We start from the raw sequence: 20,953 nt of genomic DNA on the forward strand, positions 1-20,953 counted from the left end.
ATTGTTTATACTAAAACCGTAAATTGCACGTTTTTAAAACAAAACAAAACAAAATTTTATGAAAAAGACATTTAAAAGTGTTTTAATAGCCACATGCCTTTTGGCTGTAAGTCAGGTCAATGCACAGTCAAATGCACCTGTTAGCGTTTTTGACAACCTAAGCATCGAAGCTCAGTATGGATTAAACAACGCTTTAAGTCCAAACGAAGGAATAACAACCAGCGACTACAGCGGGTTCAACTTTTTCCAAGCAGGTCTAACTTACCATATAGACGAGGTGTGGGGCGTTCGCGGAACTTTTGCAAACTCCAACTTTAAGCACAAAGATTTCGACAATTTAGGTGTAAGCTACAGCAAATTAACCTTAGAAGCTACCTACAACATTTTTACAGCTGTAAACGGAATGATGCAACCCTTTGACGTAACCGCACACGCCGGTTTTGGTGCCGCATCAGGAAAAAGCGAGCAAGGAAGCGGAAAAGACATGGTAGGAGTTGCACAAATCGGAATCATGCCAAAATACAACTTCAATTCACAATTTGCCGTATTTATCGATGCCACTTTCGTAAACCAATTCAGCCAAGATTACGGTTTTGATGGTTCAGCTATAAATCAAGGATCAGGAAGCTACCTAAACGTTGGTCTAGGCGTACAATACCGCTTTAAAAAACAATAACAAAAACCTTCAGAAATCCATCCTTAACACCGATGGATTTTTTTTTTATGATAAAAATTAGGGCAATCCCTTCCACTCCGTTGCAGGGCCGGGCTTTCGCGAGTCGCTTTTGTTTTTTTGCAAAAACAAAGAGCTCCAACAATCGCTCAATCCCTATTGCAAATCCCCGGAACAAAGAAAAAATTCAGCAAAAAAAAAACCTTGAAATAGATTAAACATTTCAAGGTTATGCCAATATTTGCTAAAAAATATTTATTTCTTCTCGTTCTTCGGAAGATACTCATCTGTTTTTTTAGCAGCAGTAAGTTTTTTGTAGCCAAATAAAACCAGCACAATCGCCGCCATTGCTAAATATACGTATTGCATAATTTCAAATTTAAAAAACAAATGTAACTTATTTTTAGAACAATAAACTGTTAAAATTTAACCCACATAAAAATCTTTTAAAACCAACATCATTAAGCAATAATCGCTGCAATTTCATTTAAAATAGCAGGCGTTTCAGTCCGAATCGCTTCAATTTGATTGGCCATTTCATCAGTCGATAATTCCTCCGTTTTTTGTTCTAAAAGAAGAAGGCGGTTTGCAATTTGCGCTATTTTTAATTGCCTAAACATAGGCAGCATTTTGTGAGCAGTTTGTTTCACCGTTTCCAAATCATTTGCTTCAAAAGCACGTTGAATCTTCTCTATATCGGTTTTATAACTTTCAAAAAAGGCATTTAAAATTTGTTGGGCAGCGTTTTTGTCGTTTTCTAACAGCGTAAATAAATCCGTTAAATCAAACAACTCGTTTTTTAAGGACATAGTAGAAGAATTTTCGTTGGGAACAGTCTGCGAATGTTTATTTTTAATACGCAACATTTTATAAATCACATTATAAAGCGTATTGATATTTAAAGGTTTTTTCATGTAAAAATTAAAACCCAGTTTTTGATATTCATGTTCGTCAAAATCAATTTTTCCGGTAAGCGCAATCACAGGAATATCTTTATAATTTTCTAACGAGCGAATGTCTTCAATCACTTTAATGCCGCTGTAAAAAGGCATTTGCATATCGGTTATTATCAACTGATATTGTTCTTCTTGTAATATTTTTTTAGCTAATTTTCCGTTTTCAATCGTAGTGAGTTTTTTCACTTTATTGCTGAAAATCTCTTCGATTAATTTTAACTGCAGCGGATCGTCATCAATCACTAAAATCTTTTTATTTTCTAATTTTTTGGCATTGTCGTATTCAAACTCGTTAACGGTTTTCACTTCTTTGCTTTCTTCAAACAATTCCAAAGGAATATCAATATAAAAAACAGTTCCTTTATTGTACTCGCTTTCAAACGAAATAGCCCCTTTTAGCAAGTTCACCAAGCGTTTGGTGATGTTTAACCCCAAGCCAGAACCGCCGTAATTGTTCTCTGAATTGTCATGAGCCTGCATAAATTCTACAAACAAATCGTCTTTATTTTCGGTTTTTATACCAATTCCGGTATCGGTAATTTTAAATTTAGCACTATTGTTTTCCAAGGTGGCATCAACAGTTACACTGCCGTGGTGCGTGAATTTTATAGCATTCGAAATAACATTGGTGAGAATTTGTTGTATTCTAAAAGAATCGGAATAGAAAGCCGTGTTCAATTGCTCATCGATATTAAAAATTAAATCTATTTTTTTGCGTTCGGCACTGTTTTTTAGGTTGTTATAAATGTTTTGAAGCAATTCATTGAAATTAAATTTCCCTTTCTTTAACTTTATTTTGTTGAATTCCAAATTGGAAAAAAGCGATAAATCGTCCACCATTTTTTTGATGTATTTAGTGGAATGAATAATGTTTTTAAGAAATTCTTTTTGTTTAGGGGTTTTTAATGAATTTTGCAATAAAGCCGAAAATCCCAATAGCGAATTAATGGGCGACACCATATCGTGTGAAATAGTGGCCATAAAAAAACTTTTTTGTTTGATTAAATCTTGCATATCGCCATTCAGCTTTTCTAATTTTTGCTTGTTGCGTGCCGATTTGTTCAAATCAATCAAGATAATAAATCCAAAAACCAAGGCCACTATCGAAATTACAATCCCAATTTTTGCAATATTGTTGCTAACAGCGTCTATTTTTTCCTTCGAAGATTCATAATTTATCGACGAATTTTGAATAATGATTTTTTCTACCTGGTTCAAAATTTCACGCAACTCTTCGGTGAGTTTTTTGTTGCGTTTTATGAGCAATTCTTCTTTTAAATAATACTGTTTCAGCAGTTTGTTCTCTTCTTTTTTTGCCTTGTCAAGTACCGATTCTGTGGCTGCGTTTATTTTTCTTTGATGCTCTATTTGTTGTTGTGCCAGTTTGTCGTTTTCTTCAACAAGCACTTCTTTAATCACTTTTTCATTGTCTTTAAAGCGGTTTTTTAAGCGCGACCAAAAATTAGGTCGTTCAACAGTGGTGTCAATTTTAATGGTTTGTTCTTCTTTTAGCTTTTGAATTTGCTTAATTTCAGACTTTGCATTTTCATATACATTAAATTGGGCATATTTCGACTGCACATCTAAAACCTGATCAAAAGTTAAACTTTTAAGGTTGATTAAATCAATAATTGTATCTAGCTTTTGATGCAAGCTTTCATCCTGAACGTTGTTTTGTTTAAAAATTTCAATGTTTTGAATAAGCGAATCTAATTGCGTGTGGTATTTGGCAGCATCTGTTTTGCTGTAGGAAAGCAATGCCAATCTGCCGGTGTTTTCCGTAGCGTATAAATCACTTACAATGGTTCCTAATTGGATCACTTTTGTATTCTCTGAAAGAATATCGTCTTTAGAAACATTCAGGTTTTTAACCTCGTTAAGAATATAAAGAATCGAGACAGAAAATATCGAAATCAACAAAATATATCCAAGCGTCAACTTGATTTTTAGGGTTTGTTCGGTGGTCATTGGGCAAATTTTTTATAAAAATAAAAAAGACTATCGAAACGATAGCCTTTTTTACAATATATTTAAGGTTGCTTATTTAGCAATTCCTCTTGAAATTACAATTTTTTGGATTTCTGAAGTTCCTTCGTAAATCTGGGTGATTTTTGCATCGCGCATCATACGTTCTACATGGTATTCGCTTACATAACCGTTACCACCGTGAATTTGAACTGCTTCTACCGTTGTATCCATCGCTGTTTGTGATGCAAACAATTTTGCCATAGCACCAGAAATAGAAATATCTTCGCCATTGTCTTTTTCAGCAGCAGCTTTCATACACAACATACGTGCAGCTGTGATGTTTACCGCCATATCTGCCAATTTAAAAGCAATTGCTTGGTGGTTAATAATTTCGGTTTTAAACGCTTTGCGCTCTTTCGCATATTTTAAAGACAATTCGTAAGCACCTTGCGCAATACCTAAAGCTTGCGATGCAATACCAATACGTCCGCCGTTTAAAACGTTCATTGCAAAAGCAAAACCAAAACCGTCTTCGCCAATTCTGTTTTCTTTCGGAACTTTCACATCAGTAAACATTAAAGAATGAGTGTCGCTTCCACGAATACCCATTTTCTTTTCTTTTGGACCAATTTCAAAACCTGGCCATCCTTTTTCAACAATAAAAGCGTTGATTCCTTTATGTCCTTTTTCAGGATGTGTGTGTGCAATCACTAAATAAGTAGAAGCTGTTCCGCCGTTTGTGATCCAGTTTTTTGTACCGTTCAGCAAATAATGGTCGCCCATGTCAACAGCTGTTGTTTTTTGTGAGGTAGCATCAGATCCAGCTTCTGGCTCTGATAAACAAAAAGCACCAATTACTTCACCAGATGCTAATGGCACCAAATATTTTTGTTTTTGCTCTTCAGAACAGTATTTTTCCATACCTGCACAAACCAACGAGTTGTTAACAGACATAACCACTGCTGCCGATGCATCAACTTTAGCAATTTCTTCCATTGCCAAAACATACGAAACACTGTCTAAACCAGCACCGCCATATTTTGGATCAACCATCATTCCTAAAAAACCAAGCTCACCCATTTTTTTTACTGCTTCAGCAGGAAATTTTGAGTGCTCGTCACGTTCAATAACTCCAGGTAATAATTCAGTTTGAGCGAAATCACGAGCAGCTTGTTGAATCATTAATTGCTCTTCAGTTAATTTAAAATCCATCTATTTTATTGTTTTTGTAAACATATTTAATTTCCGCATCAAATATAATTGAATATTGCCAATTTTTCAAAAATTATAGCTATTTTTAATTCATGAATATAGAAAAATTTAAGGTGCTTGGTGTGATGTCGGGTACATCGCTAGACGGGATTGACTGTGCTGTTGTGGAATTCACAAAGCAAAATGCCGATTGGAGTTTCCGTTTAATATCTGCTGAAACCATAGCATATGCAAAGGTTTGGCAAGACAAGCTGCAAAACGCCCTTCATCTTTCTGAAGCCGATTTACATCTTTTAAATATAGAATATACGCATTTTTTAGGTGGATTTTTAGCCGATTTTATTAGGGATAATAATTTGAATGATCTGGATTTTATTTCATCGCACGGGCACACGGTTTTGCATCAACCCGAAAATGGAATCACGCTACAAATTGGAAATTTACCTACCGTTACCGATATGATTTCGTTGCCTTTTGTGTGCGATTTTCGGGTACAAGATGTGCAGTTGGGCGGGCAAGGAGCGCCGCTGGTTCCTATGGGCGATCGGTTGCTTTTCTCGGAATATGATTATTGCTTGAATTTAGGCGGATTTTCAAATATATCTTTTGAACAAGATGGAAAACGCACGGCATTCGATATTTGTCCGGTGAACACCTTGTTGAATCATTTTGCAAAAAAAATAGGGAAAGAGTTTGATGAAAGCGGAAATTTTGCAGCATCTGGAACTATAAATAACGGTTTATTTAATGAATTGAACAATTTATCGTTTTATAATCAACAAGGCCCCAAATCATTAGGAATAGAACAAGTACATGCGATATACCTGCCTTTAATTGAAAAATACCAGTTAACTGCACAAGATTCTTTATCGACTGTAACAGAGCATATTGCGTATCAAATCGCATCAATCCTTACAAAAGAAAATGCAAAGTTATTGGTAACTGGTGGCGGTGCTTTTAACGAACACCTTATTAATAGATTAAAAATCTATTCACCCCATACAACCATTGTTTTAGGTTCAAAAGAGCTGATAGAATTTAAAGAAGCTATTATTTTTGCCTTTTTGGGTGTATTGCGCATTACAAACGTTCCAAATGTGCTGAGCAGCGTAACCGGAGCAACGCATGATCATTGTGCAGGTGTGGTTTTTAATCAGGAATTATTGCCAACTAATTGCTAAATTGATTTGTAATGAATTATATTTGTAGAGAAAATAAAAAGTAATCAAAATAATGAAGGATTTATTAAAGAAATTCGAAGATAAAAAACCAGAGGTAGTTTTTCATTGGTCTGATGCCGAAACCGAAGCAGAAGGATGGACAGTAATTAATTCATTGCGCGGAGGTGCTGCCGGTGGTGGTACACGCATGCGTAAAGGTTTAGATATGAATGAGGTTTTGTCATTGGCAAAAACTATGGAAGTGAAATTTACAGTTGCCGGTCCGGCTATCGGTGGTGCAAAATCGGGTATTAATTTCGATCCTGCAGATCCACGTAAAGAAGGCGTTTTAAAACGTTGGTACAAAGCGGTTTTTCCTTTGTTGAAAAATTATTACGGAACAGGTGGCGATTTGAATGTAGATGAAATTCATGAAGTAATCCCAATGACGGAAGATTGCGGTTTGTGGCATCCGCAAGAAGGTGTTTTTAACGGACATTTTAAACCCACCGAAGCAGAAAAAATCAATAGAATTGGGCAATTGCGCCATGGTGTTTTGATGGAAGTGGTAGACACAAATTACACTCCAGATGCATCGAAAAAAATAAAAGTAGCCGATTTGATTACTGGATATGGTGTTGCAGAAGCTGTAAATCATTACTATAATATTTACGGTGGAAATGTGGCCGGAAAAAGAGTAATTGTTCAAGGTTTTGGAAATGTAGGTGCAGCAGCTGCTTACTATTTTGCACAAATGGGTGCAAAAGTTGTAGGTATCATTGACCGTGATGGCGGAATTATGAATCCGAACGGCTATTCGTTTGAAGAAATAAAAACCTTATTCTTAAACAAAAACGGAAATACTTTGATAGCAGACCACATGATTCCTTTTTCTGAAATTAATGAGAAAATCTGGAGTATGGGTGCTGAAGTATTTGCACCTTGTGCAGCATCGCGTTTAATTACAAAAGAACAAGTTGATGCAATGATCAATGCCGGATTAGAAGTGATTACATGCGGAGCCAACGTACCATTTGCAGATAAAGAAATTTTCTTTGGGCCAATTATGGAATATGTTGATTCAAAAATTAGTTTAATTCCAGATTTTATTTCAAACTGCGGAATGGCACGCGTATTTGCATATTTCATGGAAAGCAGAGTTGAAATGAACGATACAAAGGTTTTCGAAGATACATCAAACATCATTAAAAAGGCTTTAGAAAAAGCACATGCGTTGAATCCATCTACAACCGGAATATCAGCAGCAGCTTTTGAAACCGCTTTAAAACAATTGGTATAAGCAGCAAAAAAAATAATTTATAAGGAAGCAAGTAGCAATACTTGCTTTTTTTATGCATAAATGTTTAAAAATAAAAACAATATAATGTATATTTACCTGAAATTTTAGCTTTTAAAAGTAATTATGATGCATTTTACCACAGAGGAAAAAAAATCAATGGTATTCACAACAGCAGTTGCTGGTATTTTACTGTTGATTTTACTATTCATTCGGTTTGCCGATTCTGTTGCTATACCTGAATTAGCTGGCGGTGGCGGTGGCGGAGTTGAAATAAACTTTGGTGATAGCGAATTGGGTATGGGACCTGATTTTACTAGTGAAATTTTAAATGTAAACGATGCTAATAAAAAATCGGCAGCAGCTCGTGAACCTGAAGTTGAAGAAGATATTTTAGCTCAGGAAAACACAAAAGACGTGCGCGATTTTACCGTAGCAAAAAAAACAACTACCAAAGAAAAAGCCAAAACAACAACAACTCCCGTAAAAGAACAACCTAAAAAACGAGAGGTGTCTGACTTTGTTAAAAATGCAGCTTCAAGCTTAAACGGAAACAAATCGGGTGGAGATGGTAATGATGGCGTTGCAGGAAACAAAGGAAAAAGAGATGGGTCGTTAAATTCTAATAACTACTATGGCGATGGCGGTTCTGGCGGCGGAACAGGCGGTGGTCACGGAACAGGAAACGGAACTGGAGTAGGAGCAGGTTCGGGAAGCGGAACAGGCGGCGGACACGGCTATTCCTTATCAGGTAGAAAAGCAACCTCAAGACCAGCCCCACAAAACAATTGCAACGAAGCAGGAACAATTGTTGTTCGGGTTACGGTTGACAGAAATGGAAATGTGATCAGTGCATTGCCCGGAGTAAAAGGATCTACAAACAGTTCAAGCTGTTTAAAAAATATAGCAAAAGATGCCGCAATGCGCACCAAATGGGAACCTAAATCATCTGCCCCTGACAATCAGATAGGGAGCATTGTTTATAATTTTAAATTGAGGTAAAAAGTATAAAACCTCAAATGTTATGTTTGAGTTTTTTTGTTATATTTATATTTTACTCCAACTAAGAGGTATTTATATCTAATCATAAAAAAATGTGGTTCCAACAGTTAACAGGTTTTTCAGAAGGATCTTTTGAGAATGTGAAAAAAAATATCATAATTGAGGATGATAAAATAGTTTCATTGGTAAATTCTCGAAAATTCACATTTGGAAATTTAGAGATTCCAACTTTAGAGCAATTAAGAAAGGAAAATGTTATTGATCATTTCAATGATAAAATTCAAATTAGTGAAGTAGTTGCTGATATAAAAGAATTGCACTGTGATATCTCTAATAAAGATGCTTTATTTCAAGTGGCTTCTCAATTTAATTTATTAGAAATGATTAATCCTGATATAACACCTGAATTAGGAATTGATCGATACGAGTTTGATTATACACAAGGTCCTATTTGTGCAATAGCATGTGGTGCTGGAACAATTTACAGAAATTATTTTGTTGAAGTGAAAGGGCAAATTGGTCAAACCGAAAATAATCAAATTGATTGTTTAGATTTAATTGGAAAAGAATTAGAAAACGAAAAGTTGAATCTTTGGTCAATGAAGAATGGCTATGCTTTGGTAAATCAAAATGGACTTTTATCAATCAATAAAAAAATAGCTCAACTAAATGATGATGAAAGAGAAAAGTTAAAAGGCAAACTGAAGACGGGAATACAATGGAAAACAGAAGTAACTGCATCTGAAACAAAACATAGGGTTTCACAAATTTATTGTTCAGCACTTCCTGTGTCTTACAGTTATATAGAATCTTTCTATTGGGAATCTTTTGCAAGAATTATTTTAGAGTCATTGTATGAATCAACACTCTATGCTGGACTTTTAAATATGCAAAATAATAATTCAAATTTAGTATACTTAACTTTAGTGGGAGGCGGAGCTTTTGGCAATGAAGAATGTTGGATATTAGAATCGCTACAAAAGGCACTTACTAAATTTAAAAATGTTCCTTTAGATCTTAAAATAGTCAGTTATGGTAAGTCTAATTTAAGTCTTAAAAAGTACATAAAAATATAGCAAACATTAAATTAAAAAAAAACTCCCAACCAACTGATCGGGAGTTTTTTAGTTCTTGTTAGTTGCAATTACAAATTTAAGATTGTTCTTAACACCAATTTGTAAAACATTTACCAAATCTTGTACCTGTAAGTTATAAGGAATTCTTACCACCACAGTCTGGGTTTTATCTTCGCCTAGCTTAGCTAGCAAATGCGCTTCTAAATCTTGCGGATTAACGGGTTCTTTATCAATAAAAAATTCTTTGTTTTCATTTACAGATAAAATAGCAGTCAGTTCCTTTTTATTAGCAGTCGAAGAATCAACCTTATAATGAATTAATTCGTCAAAATTAACAACCGATATCGGTTTTTTGTTACAAGAGATAAAGCATAAAAACAACCATAAAAATGTCACAAGTTTCGCCATAAATTATACATACTTTTAAAACACTAATTTATAAAAAAACCGAAGCTATTTCGTAGATTTGTTTTCTTAATAAAAAAAGTATGGGCTCTAAAAAGTCAGCTGCAATAGGTTTTATATTTATTACCATGTTAATTGATATTATTGGCATTGGTATCATTATTCCGGTAATTCCTAAATTATTACAAGAATTAAATCATTCCGATATTAGCGAAGCCGCACAATTAGGTGGCTGGTTGGCATTTGCGTACGCTTTCACACAGTTTTTGTGTGCTCCACTCATGGGCAGTTTATCCGATCGATATGGAAGACGCCCTGTTTTGTTAATCTCTTTAATGGCATTTGCAGTAGATTACTTAGTTTTGGCGTTAGCGCCTAGCGTTCCATGGCTTTTTGTAGGAAGAATTGTAGCCGGAATAACCGGAGCAAGCATCTCTACCGCAATGGCTTACATATCCGATGTAAGTACACCCGAAAATAAAGCCAAAAATTTTGGTTTGGTTGGGGCTGCTTTCGGAATTGGTTTTATTATTGGTCCTGTAATTGGTGGTTTGCTAGGGCAGTTTGGTTCACGCGTGCCGTTTTACGCTGCTGCGGCTTTGTGTTTTGTGAATTTTGTGTATGGATATTTTGTGCTACCTGAATCATTACAACCCGATAAGCGTAGAAGTTTTGAATGGAAAGCTGCCAACCCAATTGGCTCTTTATTGCGCCTAAAAAAATTCCCGAATATTATTGGCTTAGTAGCCGCCATGTTTTTTATGTATTTTGCATCGCATGCCGTTCACGGAAATTGGAGTTTTTATACCATGTATCGATACAACTGGGACGAGCGAATGGTGGGTATTTCTTTGGGCGTTATTGGTTTGTTGGTTGCTATTGTGCAAGGTGGTTTGGTGCGATACATTAACCCACGTATTGGCAACGGTAAAAGTATTTTATTAGGCTATTCGATAAACTGTTTGGGTTTAATTTTAATTGCATTTGCATCAAAAGAATGGATGGTTTTTGTGTTTTTAATACCTTATTGTTTGGGTGGATTAGCCGGTCCAGCCATTCAATCAGAAATTACCAACCACGTGCCACCAAACGAACAAGGACAAATTCAAGGAACGTTGGCAAGCTTAAACAGTGCCACAGCTACGTTTGGTCCGTTGGTAATGACCAGTATTTTTTATTATTTTACGCACGATTCGGCTCCGTTTATCTTTCCGGGTGCACCCTTTGTTTTGGCATCTATTTTAATGCTATTCGCTTTTAGAATGGCTTTTAAAGGTTTAAAGAAAACACAATCTATATAAATGAGTACTTTTTATTATATTGATAGAAGCAATGTTTCATTTGAAGATTTCATTGCATCGCCCGAAATTAAAAGTCATTTAATGGCGTTTTTGCACGAGCAGCAGTTTAAACATTTGTTTGATCAATACAAAATACCTATATCGAACAAATTGTTGCTATATGGCGACAGTGGTACAGGAAAAACCATGACTGCAAAAGTGATTGCCAACCATTTAAACAAAAAATTAATGATTGTAAATTTAGCTACTATCATTTCATCAAAGTTGGGCGAAACAGCTAAAAATTTAGATGCGTTGTTCAAAGAATCGCAGTATGAAAGTATGGTTTTGTTGTTAGATGAATTTGATTCGTTAGGACAAATTCGCGATTATGATAACAAAGACAATTCCGAAATGAAACGCGTGGTAAATGCCATTATTCAATTAATGGATTATTTTCCACAGAAATCGATCCTGATTGCAGCAACCAATCAGGTACAGATGATTGATGAAGCGTTAAAACGTAGATTTGAATGGCAAATTTCCTACGAAAAACCATCAAACAAATTATTAGATGATTTGTACGATACGCTAAAAGTATCAATACCTGAAAAATATCATCCCAAAAAACGTTTGTATCAAGTATCGTATGCGCAGGCAAAAGACGATTTTTACAAACAAGTGAAGCAAAATATTATAAACGAACAATTGTCTTAACAAAATGACAAATACGATAATGAACTGGAAGCAGTTACTTTCATTAAAAAAATTTGGCGATACAAACGTTCGCGAACGCAAAAACGAGAATCCTTCACGTATTGGTTTTGAAGTAGATTACGACCGCATTATTTTCTCGAACGCTTTTCGGAGTTTGCAAGATAAAACACAAGTAATCCCGCTATCAAAAACCGATTTTGTACACACCCGATTAACGCATAGCTTGGAAGTTTCGGTTGTTGGTCGATCAATTGGTAGACTTGCAGGCGACCAAATCATTAAAAAATATCCTGAATTGATAGATTTGGGGTACACGATTAACGATTTCGGAGCCATTGTTGCCGCAGCTTGTTTGTGTCATGACATTGGAAATCCTCCGTTTGGTCATTCAGGTGAAAAGGCTATTGGCGACTTTTTTAAACACGGAGCTGGTGAACAATTTCGATTAGATTTAGAACCTGCCCAATGGCAAGATTTAATTGATTTTGAAGGAAATGCCAACGGTTTTCATATTTTAACCGATTCACGTCCGGGAGCTGAAGGCGGTTTGCGCATTTCGTATGCCACTTTGGGTGCGTTTATGAAATATCCAAAAGAAAGTCTTCCAAAAAAGCCAACCAACGAAATTTCTGATAAAAAATACGGGTTTTTTCAAGCCGATAAATCAAGCTTTTTAGACATTGCCAATACGCTTGGTTTGTTGAAAAGAGAAGGGGAGCGGTTGCGCTATTTTCGCCATCCATTGACTTATTTAGTAGAAGCCGCAGATGATATTTGCTATACCATTATTGATTTTGAAGACGGAATAAACTTAGGCTGGATTCCTGAAGAGCACGCGTTGGAATTTTTAATAAAGATTGTAAAAGACAATATTAATTCGGTAAAATATGCACAGTTAAAAACCAAAGCAGAGCGTGTAAGTTATTTGCGTGCGTTGGCTATTGGCAGTTTAATAAACGATGTGGTGCGTGTGTTTATGGAAAACGAAGATGAAATCTTAAAAGGAAATTTCCCGTTTGCATTAACCGATAAATGTGCCTATGTAGCCCAAATGAAAGACATCATCACCATAAGTATTTCCAATGTATATGAAAGCAAAGAAGTGGTAGAAAAAGAAGTGGTGGGATACAAAGTATTACATACATTGTTAGAAAAATTCATCGCAGCCACCAATAATAAATATAATGGCACAACCACTCATTTTGATGAGCTTATTTTGAAATTGCTACCCGAACAATATCAAACCGAAAATGAAAGTTTATATCTTCGTTTGCTGAACGTATGCCGTTTTATTTCCTTGTTAACAGATGGCAAAGCGTTAGAATTGTATCATTCTATCGTGGGTAGATGAGGTGTAGATATATAATTAAAAAAGGGTTTTCATTAAGAAAACCCTTTTTTTGCGGAGAAAGAGGGATTCGAACCCCCGGACCTGTTACAGTCAACAGTTTTCAAGACTGCCGCATTCGACCACTCTGCCATTTCTCCATAAAATGATTGCTCATTTTCAGTGGTGCAAATATAAAATGATTTTTTAATTCTGCAAAAACAATTCTCTAAAAAATCTAAAAATTAATATAATCTACAATTTCTAAACCGTAGCCCACCATTCCAACACGTTTGCTGTGTTCTGAATTACTCATTAATTTAATTTTAGTGATGTTTAAATCGTGCAAAATTTGGGCGCCAATTCCAAAATCTTTGGTGTCCATTTGAATTTTAGGTGCTTTAACAATTCCCTTGGTTTCGGCTTGCAGCTCTTTTAATTCGTTTAAACGTTTCAATAAATCTAAGGTGTTGTATTCTTGATTGATAAACAAAATAGCCCCTTTGCCTTCTTTATCAATAGCCTGAAACATCAATTCTAACTTTTCTTCTGGGTTATTGGTTAAGTTGCCCAAAATATCATTGTTTACTTGCGAAGAATTAATGCGTGTTAAAACGGCATCGCCTGTATTCCAAATGCCTTTTGTTAGTGCAATGTGTACTTGTTTATTGGTTACTTGCAAGTAAGCTCGTAAACGAAATGTGCCAAATTTTGTTTGTATGTCAAAATCTTCTTTTTTCTGAATCAAACTGTCGTGCTTCATGCGATAGGCCACTAAATCTTCAATAGAAATAAGTTTCATATCAAATTTTTTGGCAACTTCCATTAGTTCTGGTAAGCGTGCCATGGATCCGTCTTCGTTCAAAATTTCTACTAAAATTCCTGCGGGTTTAAATCCGGCTAATCGAGCTAAATCTACTGCAGCTTCTGTGTGTCCGGTTCTTCTTAAAACGCCGCCTTCCTTTGCAATTAATGGAAAAATGTGTCCTGGGCGGCCTAAATCTTCTGGCTTGGTTTCATCTTTCACTAAAAACTCAATAGTTTTTGATCGGTCGTGGGTAGAAATTCCGGTTGTGCAACCATGACCAATTAAATCAACAGAAACCGTGAACGCTGTTTGGTGCAAAACGGTGTTGTTGATTACCATTGGGTGCAGGTCTAATTCTTTACAGCGCTTTTGGGTAAGCGGTGCACAAATTAATCCTCTACCGTGTGTTGCCATAAAATTGATCATTTCTGGGGTAACTTTTTCGGCAGCTGCTATAAAATCGCCTTCGTTTTCGCGGTCTTCATCGTCAACCACAATAATAATTTTTCCTTGGCGAATATCTTCTATAGCTTCTTCAATCGTATTTAGTTTTATATCAGACATTTTCGATATTGTTTTGTTTCTTTTTAAACTTTGTTTTTAAATAATTCGTAAGTGGATACAGCAGGTTGTCTATGCTATTGATACCCCGGTCACGAGTGGCTTTGTATGTAAATGTAATAGCCATGGGAAGTAAAATTAGGGTAGATAACCATGCACCAAAAAAAGGTGTAATTCCGTTTTCTTGAGCTAATTTTTTTCCAAATGTATTAATGAAATGATAGGTAATAAAAATTAAAACGGCAAAAACCATAGGCAATCCTAAACCGCCTTTTCTGATAATTGCACCCAAAGGCGCACCAATAAAAAACATTAGTAAACACGAGAAAGCAATTACAAATTTTTCGTAAAGGGCAACCCAGTGGCGGTTTATGTGTTTTTCTTTTTCGTTTACTGCATTTTTATTGTTGGTGATATTGAATTTTATATTTTCAGCAACAGCGACAGCATTGGAATATAAACTTATTTTTTGCGCATATTTTTTTTGCTTTAATAACGAATCTAAACGAATAGTTTTATAAGTGATTTCTGGTTCTTTTGGTGTGTTCGATAAAAACAAACGTGTGTTTTCTTTGTCGGCATCTGCCTGAATTTTTATTTCGTTCTTAAGATTGTTATCTAATGAATCTATGGTGTAAGCAAGCTGCGAAATATTCATCATGTTTGCTGTATTGGATATTTCTTGCAATTCTTCTTCCGATTTATCAAATTCTGAAACATCAATACTCATTATATAATGTTTGAAATCTGATTTAATAAAAGGTTCGTTTGATGAAGACCTGCGGGTAGTTACATCTTCATAATAATTGCCATCGAACAAATGCAGTTTCAAAATCGGACTGTTTTCGTTGGTTTCAATTTTTCCGGTTTTAGCTTTTATAACGGTTTTGTTTTGACTGTTTTGTTGGTTGATAACATGCATGGTTACATTGCGAAGCTGCTCATCTTTCTCGCCATATTTTTCTTCTACCTTAATATTTAAAGCGCCTAAACTGTTAAATTGTCCTGCAGAGATTGCCATAGCTGGTTTGGTATGAATGATATCTCTACGCATATTCACAAACTTAAATTCTGATTTTGGCGCCACATTGTTAATGAACCAAAACGATAGACCCGATAAAATAAAAATAAAGATGATTAAGGAACGCATGGCTCTTTGCAATGAAATTCCCGATGATTTCATGGCAGCAAACTCATAGTTTTCTGAAAAATCGCCAAACGTCATAATAGAAGCCAACAAAACCGATAAAGGCAAAACCATCGGAATCATTTTTGGCGAATAGAAAAACAGAAACTTAAATATTGTAATAAAATCAAGGTCTTTACCGGCTAAATCACCAATAAAGACCCAAATTCCTTGTAAAACAAATATGAAAAACAAGATTGCAAATACCGAGAAAAATGTTTTTACAAAGCTTGTTAATATATAACGATCAAGTATTTTCACGTGCTACCTTAATCTAAATTGTTGATGTAATAATTTGGATATTTTGACTTTGCAAAGGTAAAAAGGTTTTTTGACAATGCTTGATTTGTTTTGAAAGATTTTAACGTTATGATTGATTTACTGCCGCTTTTGTACACATCGGTGCGGTTGTAAATATTTTTATTTTTGGTGTCGATGCCTAAATAGATTTCTTTAACATCTTTTTTTGAGGTAGGAATCAGTTTAATGAATTGGATCGGTTTTCCGTTGATCGTTTGTTTTTTATCCCACACATAGGTGTAACCTTTTTTGTAAAAAGATAATAAACTTGCAATGCTCACGGCTTGCGAATCTGCTGATTGGGCACTTGCAATTGTTACTTCTTCATCGTTTGGATTGATGATGTACATTTTAGAACCATCAAAAATTTGAGTAATTCCCATGAAATCTACCGTATATTTTTCGCCTTGAATAGTAGCTTTTCCGTTGGTTTCTTGCTTTCCGTTGTTAAAACTAAAATCAATAACCATATTTTTATAAGATTTTGTTTTTGCCGAAACTTCATCTAAAAGCTTCTTTGCAGCAGTTGCGTTTTGAGCATGAGTTGCTATTCCTATAAATAAAACAGAAAGTATTGTTGCTAATTTTTTCATTACATTTTTTATTTTTCGTTGTTTAAAAATTCATCTAAAGAAACCAAATCGGGAATGTTCACAGAGCGTGCTTTGCTACCTTCAAAAGGCCCTACAATTCCTGCAGCTTCTAACTGATCGATTAATCGGCCGGCACGGTTATACCCCAATTTTAGTTTTCTTTGTAACAACGATGCCGATCCTTGCTGTGCCGTAACAATAATTTCAGCAGCTTCGCGGAACATTACATCGCGGTCTGCAATATCAATATCAAGACTTGTGCCACTTTCTTCACCTACATATTCTGGCAATAAATACGCATCGCCATAACCTTTCTGAGCACCAATAAATTCTGTGATTTTTTCAACCTCTGGTGTGTCAACAAAACCACATTGCACACGAACGGTATCGTTTCCTTGGGTAAAAAGTAAATCTCCGCGACCTATTAATTGATCTGCTCCGGGACCATCTAAAATAGTTCTTGAATCGATTTTTGAACTCACACGGAAAGCAATTCGGGCAGGGAAATTGGCTTTAATAATACCTGTAATTACGTTTACCGACGGGCGTTGAGTGGCAATAATTAAGTGAATACCAATGGCACGCGCCAGCTGTGCTAAACGAGCAATGGGGGTTTCTACTTCTTTACCGGCGGTCATAATTAAATCGGCAAACTCATCAACCACCAAAACAATATAAGGTAGAAAACGATGCCCTAATTCAGGATTTAACTTGCGTTGCTTAAATTTTTCATTATACTCTTTAATGTTGCGTACCATGGCATCTTTCAACAGTGAATAGCGATTGTCCATTTCAATACACATAGAGTTCAATGTGTGAATTACTTTGGTGTTATCGGTGATAATTGCATCTTCAGTATCGGGTAATTTCGCTAAGAAATGACGCTCAATTTTGTTGAACAACGTTAATTCTACCTTCTTTGGATCCACCAAAACGAATTTCACTTCGGCAGGATGTTTCTTGTATAGCAATGATGTTAATACGGCATTTAATCCAACCGATTTTCCTTGTCCGGTAGCACCCGCCATTAGTAAATGGGGCATTTTAGCCAAATCGAAAACAAATGTTTCATTTGAAATAGTTTTACCAATTGCAATAGGCAATTCCATTTCGGCATTTTGAAATTTGGGCGATAAAATCAACGATTTCATTGAAACCGTTGTGGGTTTTGTATTCGGAACTTCGATACCAATAGTTCCTTTTCCCGGAATAGGTGCAATAATACGAATTCCTAAAGCAGATAATGACAATGCAATATCGTCTTCCAAACTTTTAATTTTTGAAATACGAATACCGGCATCAGGCACAATTTCATAAAGCGTTACAGTTGGTCCAACGGTTGCTTTGATTTGTGCAATACCAATTTTATAGTTGTTTAATGTTTCAACAATGCGGTTTTTATTTTCTTCTAATTCTGCTTGATTAATAGTGATACCGCCTGTTGTGTGTTCAAAAAGTAATTCGCTGGTTGGAAATTGGTATTTCGATAATTCCAATGTGGGGTCAAACAATCCAAAGTCTTCCACAATTTTAGTAGCTAAATCTTCATCAGATATCGCTTCTTCTTTTGTGGTTTCAATGATGAATTCTTCGTGATGCGTTGTTTCTTTTTTACTGTTGTCTGTAACTGAGAAATTGGTTAAATAGTCATCGTTTTCTGTTTCCTCTTCTTTGTTTAAACTAAAATCAATTTGGTTTGAAACCGCAGGTTCAGCCACTTCTTTTTTAGCTGTGGGAGCAGGCACACTTACTTTTGCATCTTCTTTTACAGGCTGGTTGATGTTTATAGGTTGTGCAGGTTGCGTTTTAATAATATCTTCTGCTTTTTCTAAATTATCCTTTATTTTGGCATGCGTGTTCGAAACTACGTTTGTAAATGCCTTCGGAGTCATTTTTACTCTGAAAATCAAGTAGAAAATTATTAAGAAAACCACTACTAACAAAGCGCCTATTTGCCCAATATAATCTTGCAAATAATCGTTCATTTCAAAACCAACCACACCACCCAAAAACGGATGATTTGCACCAAAATGTCCCAATGCAATGGAAAGCACTAATACCGCAAACAAATCCCAAAAAATCATTCGGCGCAACTTGGCAGCACTGAACCGAATGCCAAACCAAAGTGCAATTTCAGCAAAGATTTTTACGAATAAAAAGGATGCAATTCCAAAGCCATTAAAAATGAAATTGTGAGCCAACCAGGCACCAAACTTACCAATCCAATTTTGAGGTTCTAGCTCGCGGTTATCTAATTGGTTTACGATGCTTTGGTCAAAAGCTCCTGAGGTGAAATAGGAGATAAAACTGCACAGCAAAATCACCGAAAACATTAAAAACAATGTTCCGAAAATAAAACTTATGCGTGCACCGTTTGTGGCTGTTTGTTTAGCCTTTGGCGGATTTTGTTTTGTACTTTTTGTATCAGGTTTTTTCTTTGCTGGCATTCTATAATATTTTTGGTAGATAAATAATAGCACCAATAACAATGGCTGTTAATGCAGCAAAAGTTACGGCACCGGCGGCTATATCTTTAATAAATCCTATTTTTTTGTCGAAATTGGGTTGTATGTAATCGCACACGGCTTCGATAGCAGTGTTAAGACTTTCGGCTGTTAACACTAAACCTATAGCAAGAATTTGAAACATCCATTCCACAAGGCTGATTTCGAAATAGAAACCAACACCGCACATAAACCCACTAATGAGCAATTGGGTAATAATGCTGTGTTCTGTTGAAATTAAAAGGTAAAACCCTTTAAGGGCATAGGTTACGCTTTTAATTCTACCCGAAAGGAAAGATGTTTTTTTGTGCTTCATCAACAAACAATTTTGGCAAAATTACTGAAAATATTTGGCATTGGGGTAATAAAAAAACCACGAGTTTGGCTCGTGGTTTTTTTGTGGTTTTTGTAGCTTCTTATTTATCAATTGACCCTAATACACGTTGCATAAAAGTGTTTAAAGCTTCTTATTTATCAATTGACCCTAATACACGTTGCATAAAAGTGTTTAAAGCTTCTTTTTTCGGAGTGCCTGATTTAATAAGTTTATCAACTTCAAGCGCACCATACATATTAGAGATTAATTCGCCAATTACATCTAATTCTTCATCTTTTAAAGAGGGAACTTCGGTTAAAGCTTCTAAAACTTCAATCGTTTCATTGATATAATCTTGATCGTTCTCTTCTATGAATTGCGTAAGATGTTTTATTACAGGTAGTTTCATGTCGTTAGGTTAATTTATTCACTAATTCTGCTAAAACCTCTGCTTTGTTGGTTTGGGTTTCATCAACTAATGCCCCATTGTTAAAAATCGCAAAAGTTGGTAGGTTGGATACATTTGCTAATTTTCTTGATTCAGGAAATTTCTCTGCATCAACAATTACAAAAGCGATATCTTCTTTTTCGCTAGCCATTTTTTTGAATTTAGGTTTCATAATACGGCAGTTTCCGCACCATGAAGCCGAAAATTGAACAGCTACTTTTTCATTTTGAGTAATAACCTCTTGTAAATTATCTTGTTCTAGTTCTAATACCATAATTTTTTTGTTTAAGGTTTAAAGTTTAAGGTTTTGCTCAACACTTTGAACTTTAAACCTTAAACTTTGAACAAATTAAAGTTTTGCTAAATATTCAGCAGTAGAATTGCGGTTTGCATTCATTGCTTCTTTACCTGATTCCCAGTTTGCCGGACAAACTTCGCCATGTGTTTGCACGTGTGAATACGCATCAATTAAACGTAAATACTCGTTTACGTTACGTCCTAACGGCATATCGTTTACCGATTCGTGGAAAATTTTTCCTGTTTCATCAATTAAATAAGTGGCGCGGAAAGTAACATTTGAGCCTTCGATTTGAACAGAATCCAATTCTTCGTTATACGTTTCAGATGTAACATCTAAAATTCCTAAAACGCTTGAAAGGTTTCTTGTAGTATCTGCTAATAACGGATAAGTTACACCTTCAATTCCACCATTATCTTTCGCTGTGTTCAACCATGCAAAATGCACTTCATTTGTATCGCATGATGCACCAATTACCATTGTGTTTCTTTTTTCAAACTCAGGCAAAGCAGCTTGAAATGCGTGAAGCTCTGTAGGACACACAAAAGTAAAATCTTTTGGATACCAGAATAATAATACTTTTTTATTGTTTTTTGTTGCTTCTTCTAAAACGTTGATTCGTAAATCATCGCCCATTTCTGAAATTGCGTCAACTGTAATGTTTGGGAATTGTTTTCCTACTAATGCCATAATAATTTTTATTTTTAAGTTAGTAAATTCGGTTTATTATTAATTTTCTACTACAAAGATACGTTCAATTTGAAGCATTACCATAAATAATTTATTGTTTAAATTTATTATTTGATAGTTTTTGTTTATACCAACCATTTTTCATTTTGTTGTGTATCTTTCTGTAAAATTAATTA

The 20,953-nt window shown here is 35.2% G+C and carries 19 protein-coding genes and 1 tRNA gene; 8 read left to right on the forward strand and 12 right to left on the reverse strand.

Annotation, left to right across the window (positions count from 1 at the left end):
• Positions 1 to 58: 58 nt before the first annotated feature.
• Positions 59 to 676 carry a porin family protein gene (locus NPX36_RS09350; protein ID WP_257498462.1) on the forward strand — a complete coding sequence of 206 codons (618 nt, stop codon included), beginning with the start codon at positions 59 to 61 and terminating at the stop codon, positions 674 to 676.
• 458 nt (positions 677 to 1,134) lie between these two features.
• Here NPX36_RS09350 and NPX36_RS09355 read toward each other — a convergent pair whose 3' ends face one another.
• Both NPX36_RS09355 and NPX36_RS09360 read right to left on the reverse strand, forming a co-directional pair.
• Entirely contained in the window at positions 1,135 to 3,597 is a 2,463-nt protein-coding gene (locus tag NPX36_RS09355) for a hybrid sensor histidine kinase/response regulator (RefSeq protein WP_257498463.1), read from the reverse strand.
• Positions 3,598 to 3,669: 72 nt separating this feature from the next.
• The gene (locus NPX36_RS09360) at positions 3,670 to 4,809 is read right to left on the reverse strand and encodes an acyl-CoA dehydrogenase (RefSeq protein ID WP_257498464.1); all 1,140 of its coding nucleotides are present in this window, start codon (positions 4,807 to 4,809) and stop codon (positions 3,670 to 3,672) included.
• Positions 4,810 to 4,901: 92 nt separating this feature from the next.
• On the opposite strand from NPX36_RS09360, the gene NPX36_RS09365 reads away from it, so the two are divergent.
• From NPX36_RS09365 to NPX36_RS09380, 4 genes are all read left to right on the forward strand, one after another.
• Positions 4,902 to 5,990, forward strand: coding sequence for an anhydro-N-acetylmuramic acid kinase (locus NPX36_RS09365; protein WP_257498465.1), 1,089 nt, complete (start codon positions 4,902 to 4,904; stop codon positions 5,988 to 5,990).
• A 52-nt stretch (positions 5,991 to 6,042) separates the two neighbouring features.
• Positions 6,043 to 7,269: a Glu/Leu/Phe/Val dehydrogenase dimerization domain-containing protein gene (locus NPX36_RS09370; protein ID WP_257498466.1), complete on the forward strand. Its 1,227-nt coding sequence runs from the start codon at positions 6,043 to 6,045 to the stop codon at positions 7,267 to 7,269.
• Between the two features lie 123 nt (positions 7,270 to 7,392).
• Positions 7,393 to 8,268, forward strand: a complete 876-nt coding sequence (locus NPX36_RS09375; RefSeq protein ID WP_257498467.1) for an energy transducer TonB — start codon at positions 7,393 to 7,395, stop codon at positions 8,266 to 8,268.
• 92 nt (positions 8,269 to 8,360) lie between these two features.
• On the forward strand, positions 8,361 to 9,344 hold the full coding sequence (locus NPX36_RS09380) for a hypothetical protein (RefSeq protein ID WP_257498468.1): 984 nt from the start codon (positions 8,361 to 8,363) through the stop codon (positions 9,342 to 9,344).
• A 48-nt stretch (positions 9,345 to 9,392) separates the two neighbouring features.
• Here the strand turns inward: NPX36_RS09380 and NPX36_RS09385 are convergent, their stop codons facing one another.
• Positions 9,393 to 9,752 (reverse strand): ExbD/TolR family protein, encoded by a 360-nt coding sequence (locus NPX36_RS09385; RefSeq protein WP_257498469.1) that lies wholly within the window; start codon positions 9,750 to 9,752, stop codon positions 9,393 to 9,395.
• 80 nt (positions 9,753 to 9,832) lie between these two features.
• On the opposite strand from NPX36_RS09385, the gene NPX36_RS09390 reads away from it, so the two are divergent.
• The 3 genes from NPX36_RS09390 to dgt are packed head-to-tail and all read left to right on the forward strand — an operon-like array spanning position 9,833 to position 13,097.
• Complete coding sequence (locus NPX36_RS09390; RefSeq protein WP_257498470.1) at positions 9,833 to 11,050, forward strand: TCR/Tet family MFS transporter; 1,218 nt, start codon at positions 9,833 to 9,835, stop codon at positions 11,048 to 11,050.
• Positions 11,051 to 11,746 (forward strand): AAA family ATPase, encoded by a 696-nt coding sequence (locus NPX36_RS09395; RefSeq protein WP_257498471.1) that lies wholly within the window; start codon positions 11,051 to 11,053, stop codon positions 11,744 to 11,746.
• A gap of 19 nt (positions 11,747 to 11,765) precedes the next feature.
• The gene (gene dgt / locus NPX36_RS09400; RefSeq protein ID WP_257500736.1) at positions 11,766 to 13,097 is read left to right on the forward strand and encodes a dGTP triphosphohydrolase; all 1,332 of its coding nucleotides are present in this window, start codon (positions 11,766 to 11,768) and stop codon (positions 13,095 to 13,097) included.
• A 52-nt stretch (positions 13,098 to 13,149) separates the two neighbouring features.
• Here dgt and NPX36_RS09405 read toward each other — a convergent pair.
• The 9 genes from NPX36_RS09405 to NPX36_RS09445 form a co-directional block, all read right to left on the reverse strand.
• A tRNA-Ser gene (locus NPX36_RS09405) sits at positions 13,150 to 13,234 on the reverse strand.
• Positions 13,235 to 13,311: 77 nt separating this feature from the next.
• A complete protein-coding gene (gene ribB / locus NPX36_RS09410; RefSeq protein WP_257498472.1) occupies positions 13,312 to 14,445 on the reverse strand; it encodes a 3,4-dihydroxy-2-butanone-4-phosphate synthase in 1,134 nt (377 codons plus the stop codon).
• Complete coding sequence (locus NPX36_RS09415; RefSeq protein ID WP_257498473.1) at positions 14,438 to 15,889, reverse strand: LptF/LptG family permease; 1,452 nt, start codon at positions 15,887 to 15,889, stop codon at positions 14,438 to 14,440. The genes ribB and NPX36_RS09415 overlap by 8 nt, the downstream gene beginning before the upstream one ends.
• Positions 15,890 to 15,897: 8 nt before the next feature.
• Positions 15,898 to 16,521 carry a LolA family protein gene (locus tag NPX36_RS09420; protein WP_257498474.1) on the reverse strand — a complete coding sequence of 208 codons (624 nt, stop codon included), beginning with the start codon at positions 16,519 to 16,521 and terminating at the stop codon, positions 15,898 to 15,900.
• Between the two features lie 8 nt (positions 16,522 to 16,529).
• Positions 16,530 to 18,968 carry a DNA translocase FtsK gene (locus NPX36_RS09425; protein ID WP_257498475.1) on the reverse strand — a complete coding sequence of 813 codons (2,439 nt, stop codon included), beginning with the start codon at positions 18,966 to 18,968 and terminating at the stop codon, positions 16,530 to 16,532.
• Position 18,969: 1 nt separating this feature from the next.
• Complete coding sequence (locus tag NPX36_RS09430) at positions 18,970 to 19,341, reverse strand: diacylglycerol kinase family protein (RefSeq protein ID WP_257498476.1); 372 nt, start codon at positions 19,339 to 19,341, stop codon at positions 18,970 to 18,972.
• 151 nt (positions 19,342 to 19,492) lie between these two features.
• A complete protein-coding gene (locus NPX36_RS09435) occupies positions 19,493 to 19,750 on the reverse strand; it encodes a DUF6952 family protein (RefSeq protein ID WP_257498477.1) in 258 nt (85 codons plus the stop codon).
• Between the two features lie 4 nt (positions 19,751 to 19,754).
• Complete coding sequence (locus NPX36_RS09440; protein ID WP_257498478.1) at positions 19,755 to 20,063, reverse strand: thioredoxin family protein; 309 nt, start codon at positions 20,061 to 20,063, stop codon at positions 19,755 to 19,757.
• Between the two features lie 75 nt (positions 20,064 to 20,138).
• Complete coding sequence (locus NPX36_RS09445; RefSeq protein ID WP_257498479.1) at positions 20,139 to 20,777, reverse strand: peroxiredoxin; 639 nt, start codon at positions 20,775 to 20,777, stop codon at positions 20,139 to 20,141.
• Positions 20,778 to 20,953 lie beyond the last annotated feature (176 nt).

Origin of the sequence: Paenimyroides aestuarii, assembly GCF_024628805.1 — a bacterium.
GTDB classification, from domain to species: Bacteria; Bacteroidota; Bacteroidia; order Flavobacteriales; family Flavobacteriaceae; genus Flavobacterium; species Flavobacterium aestuarii_A.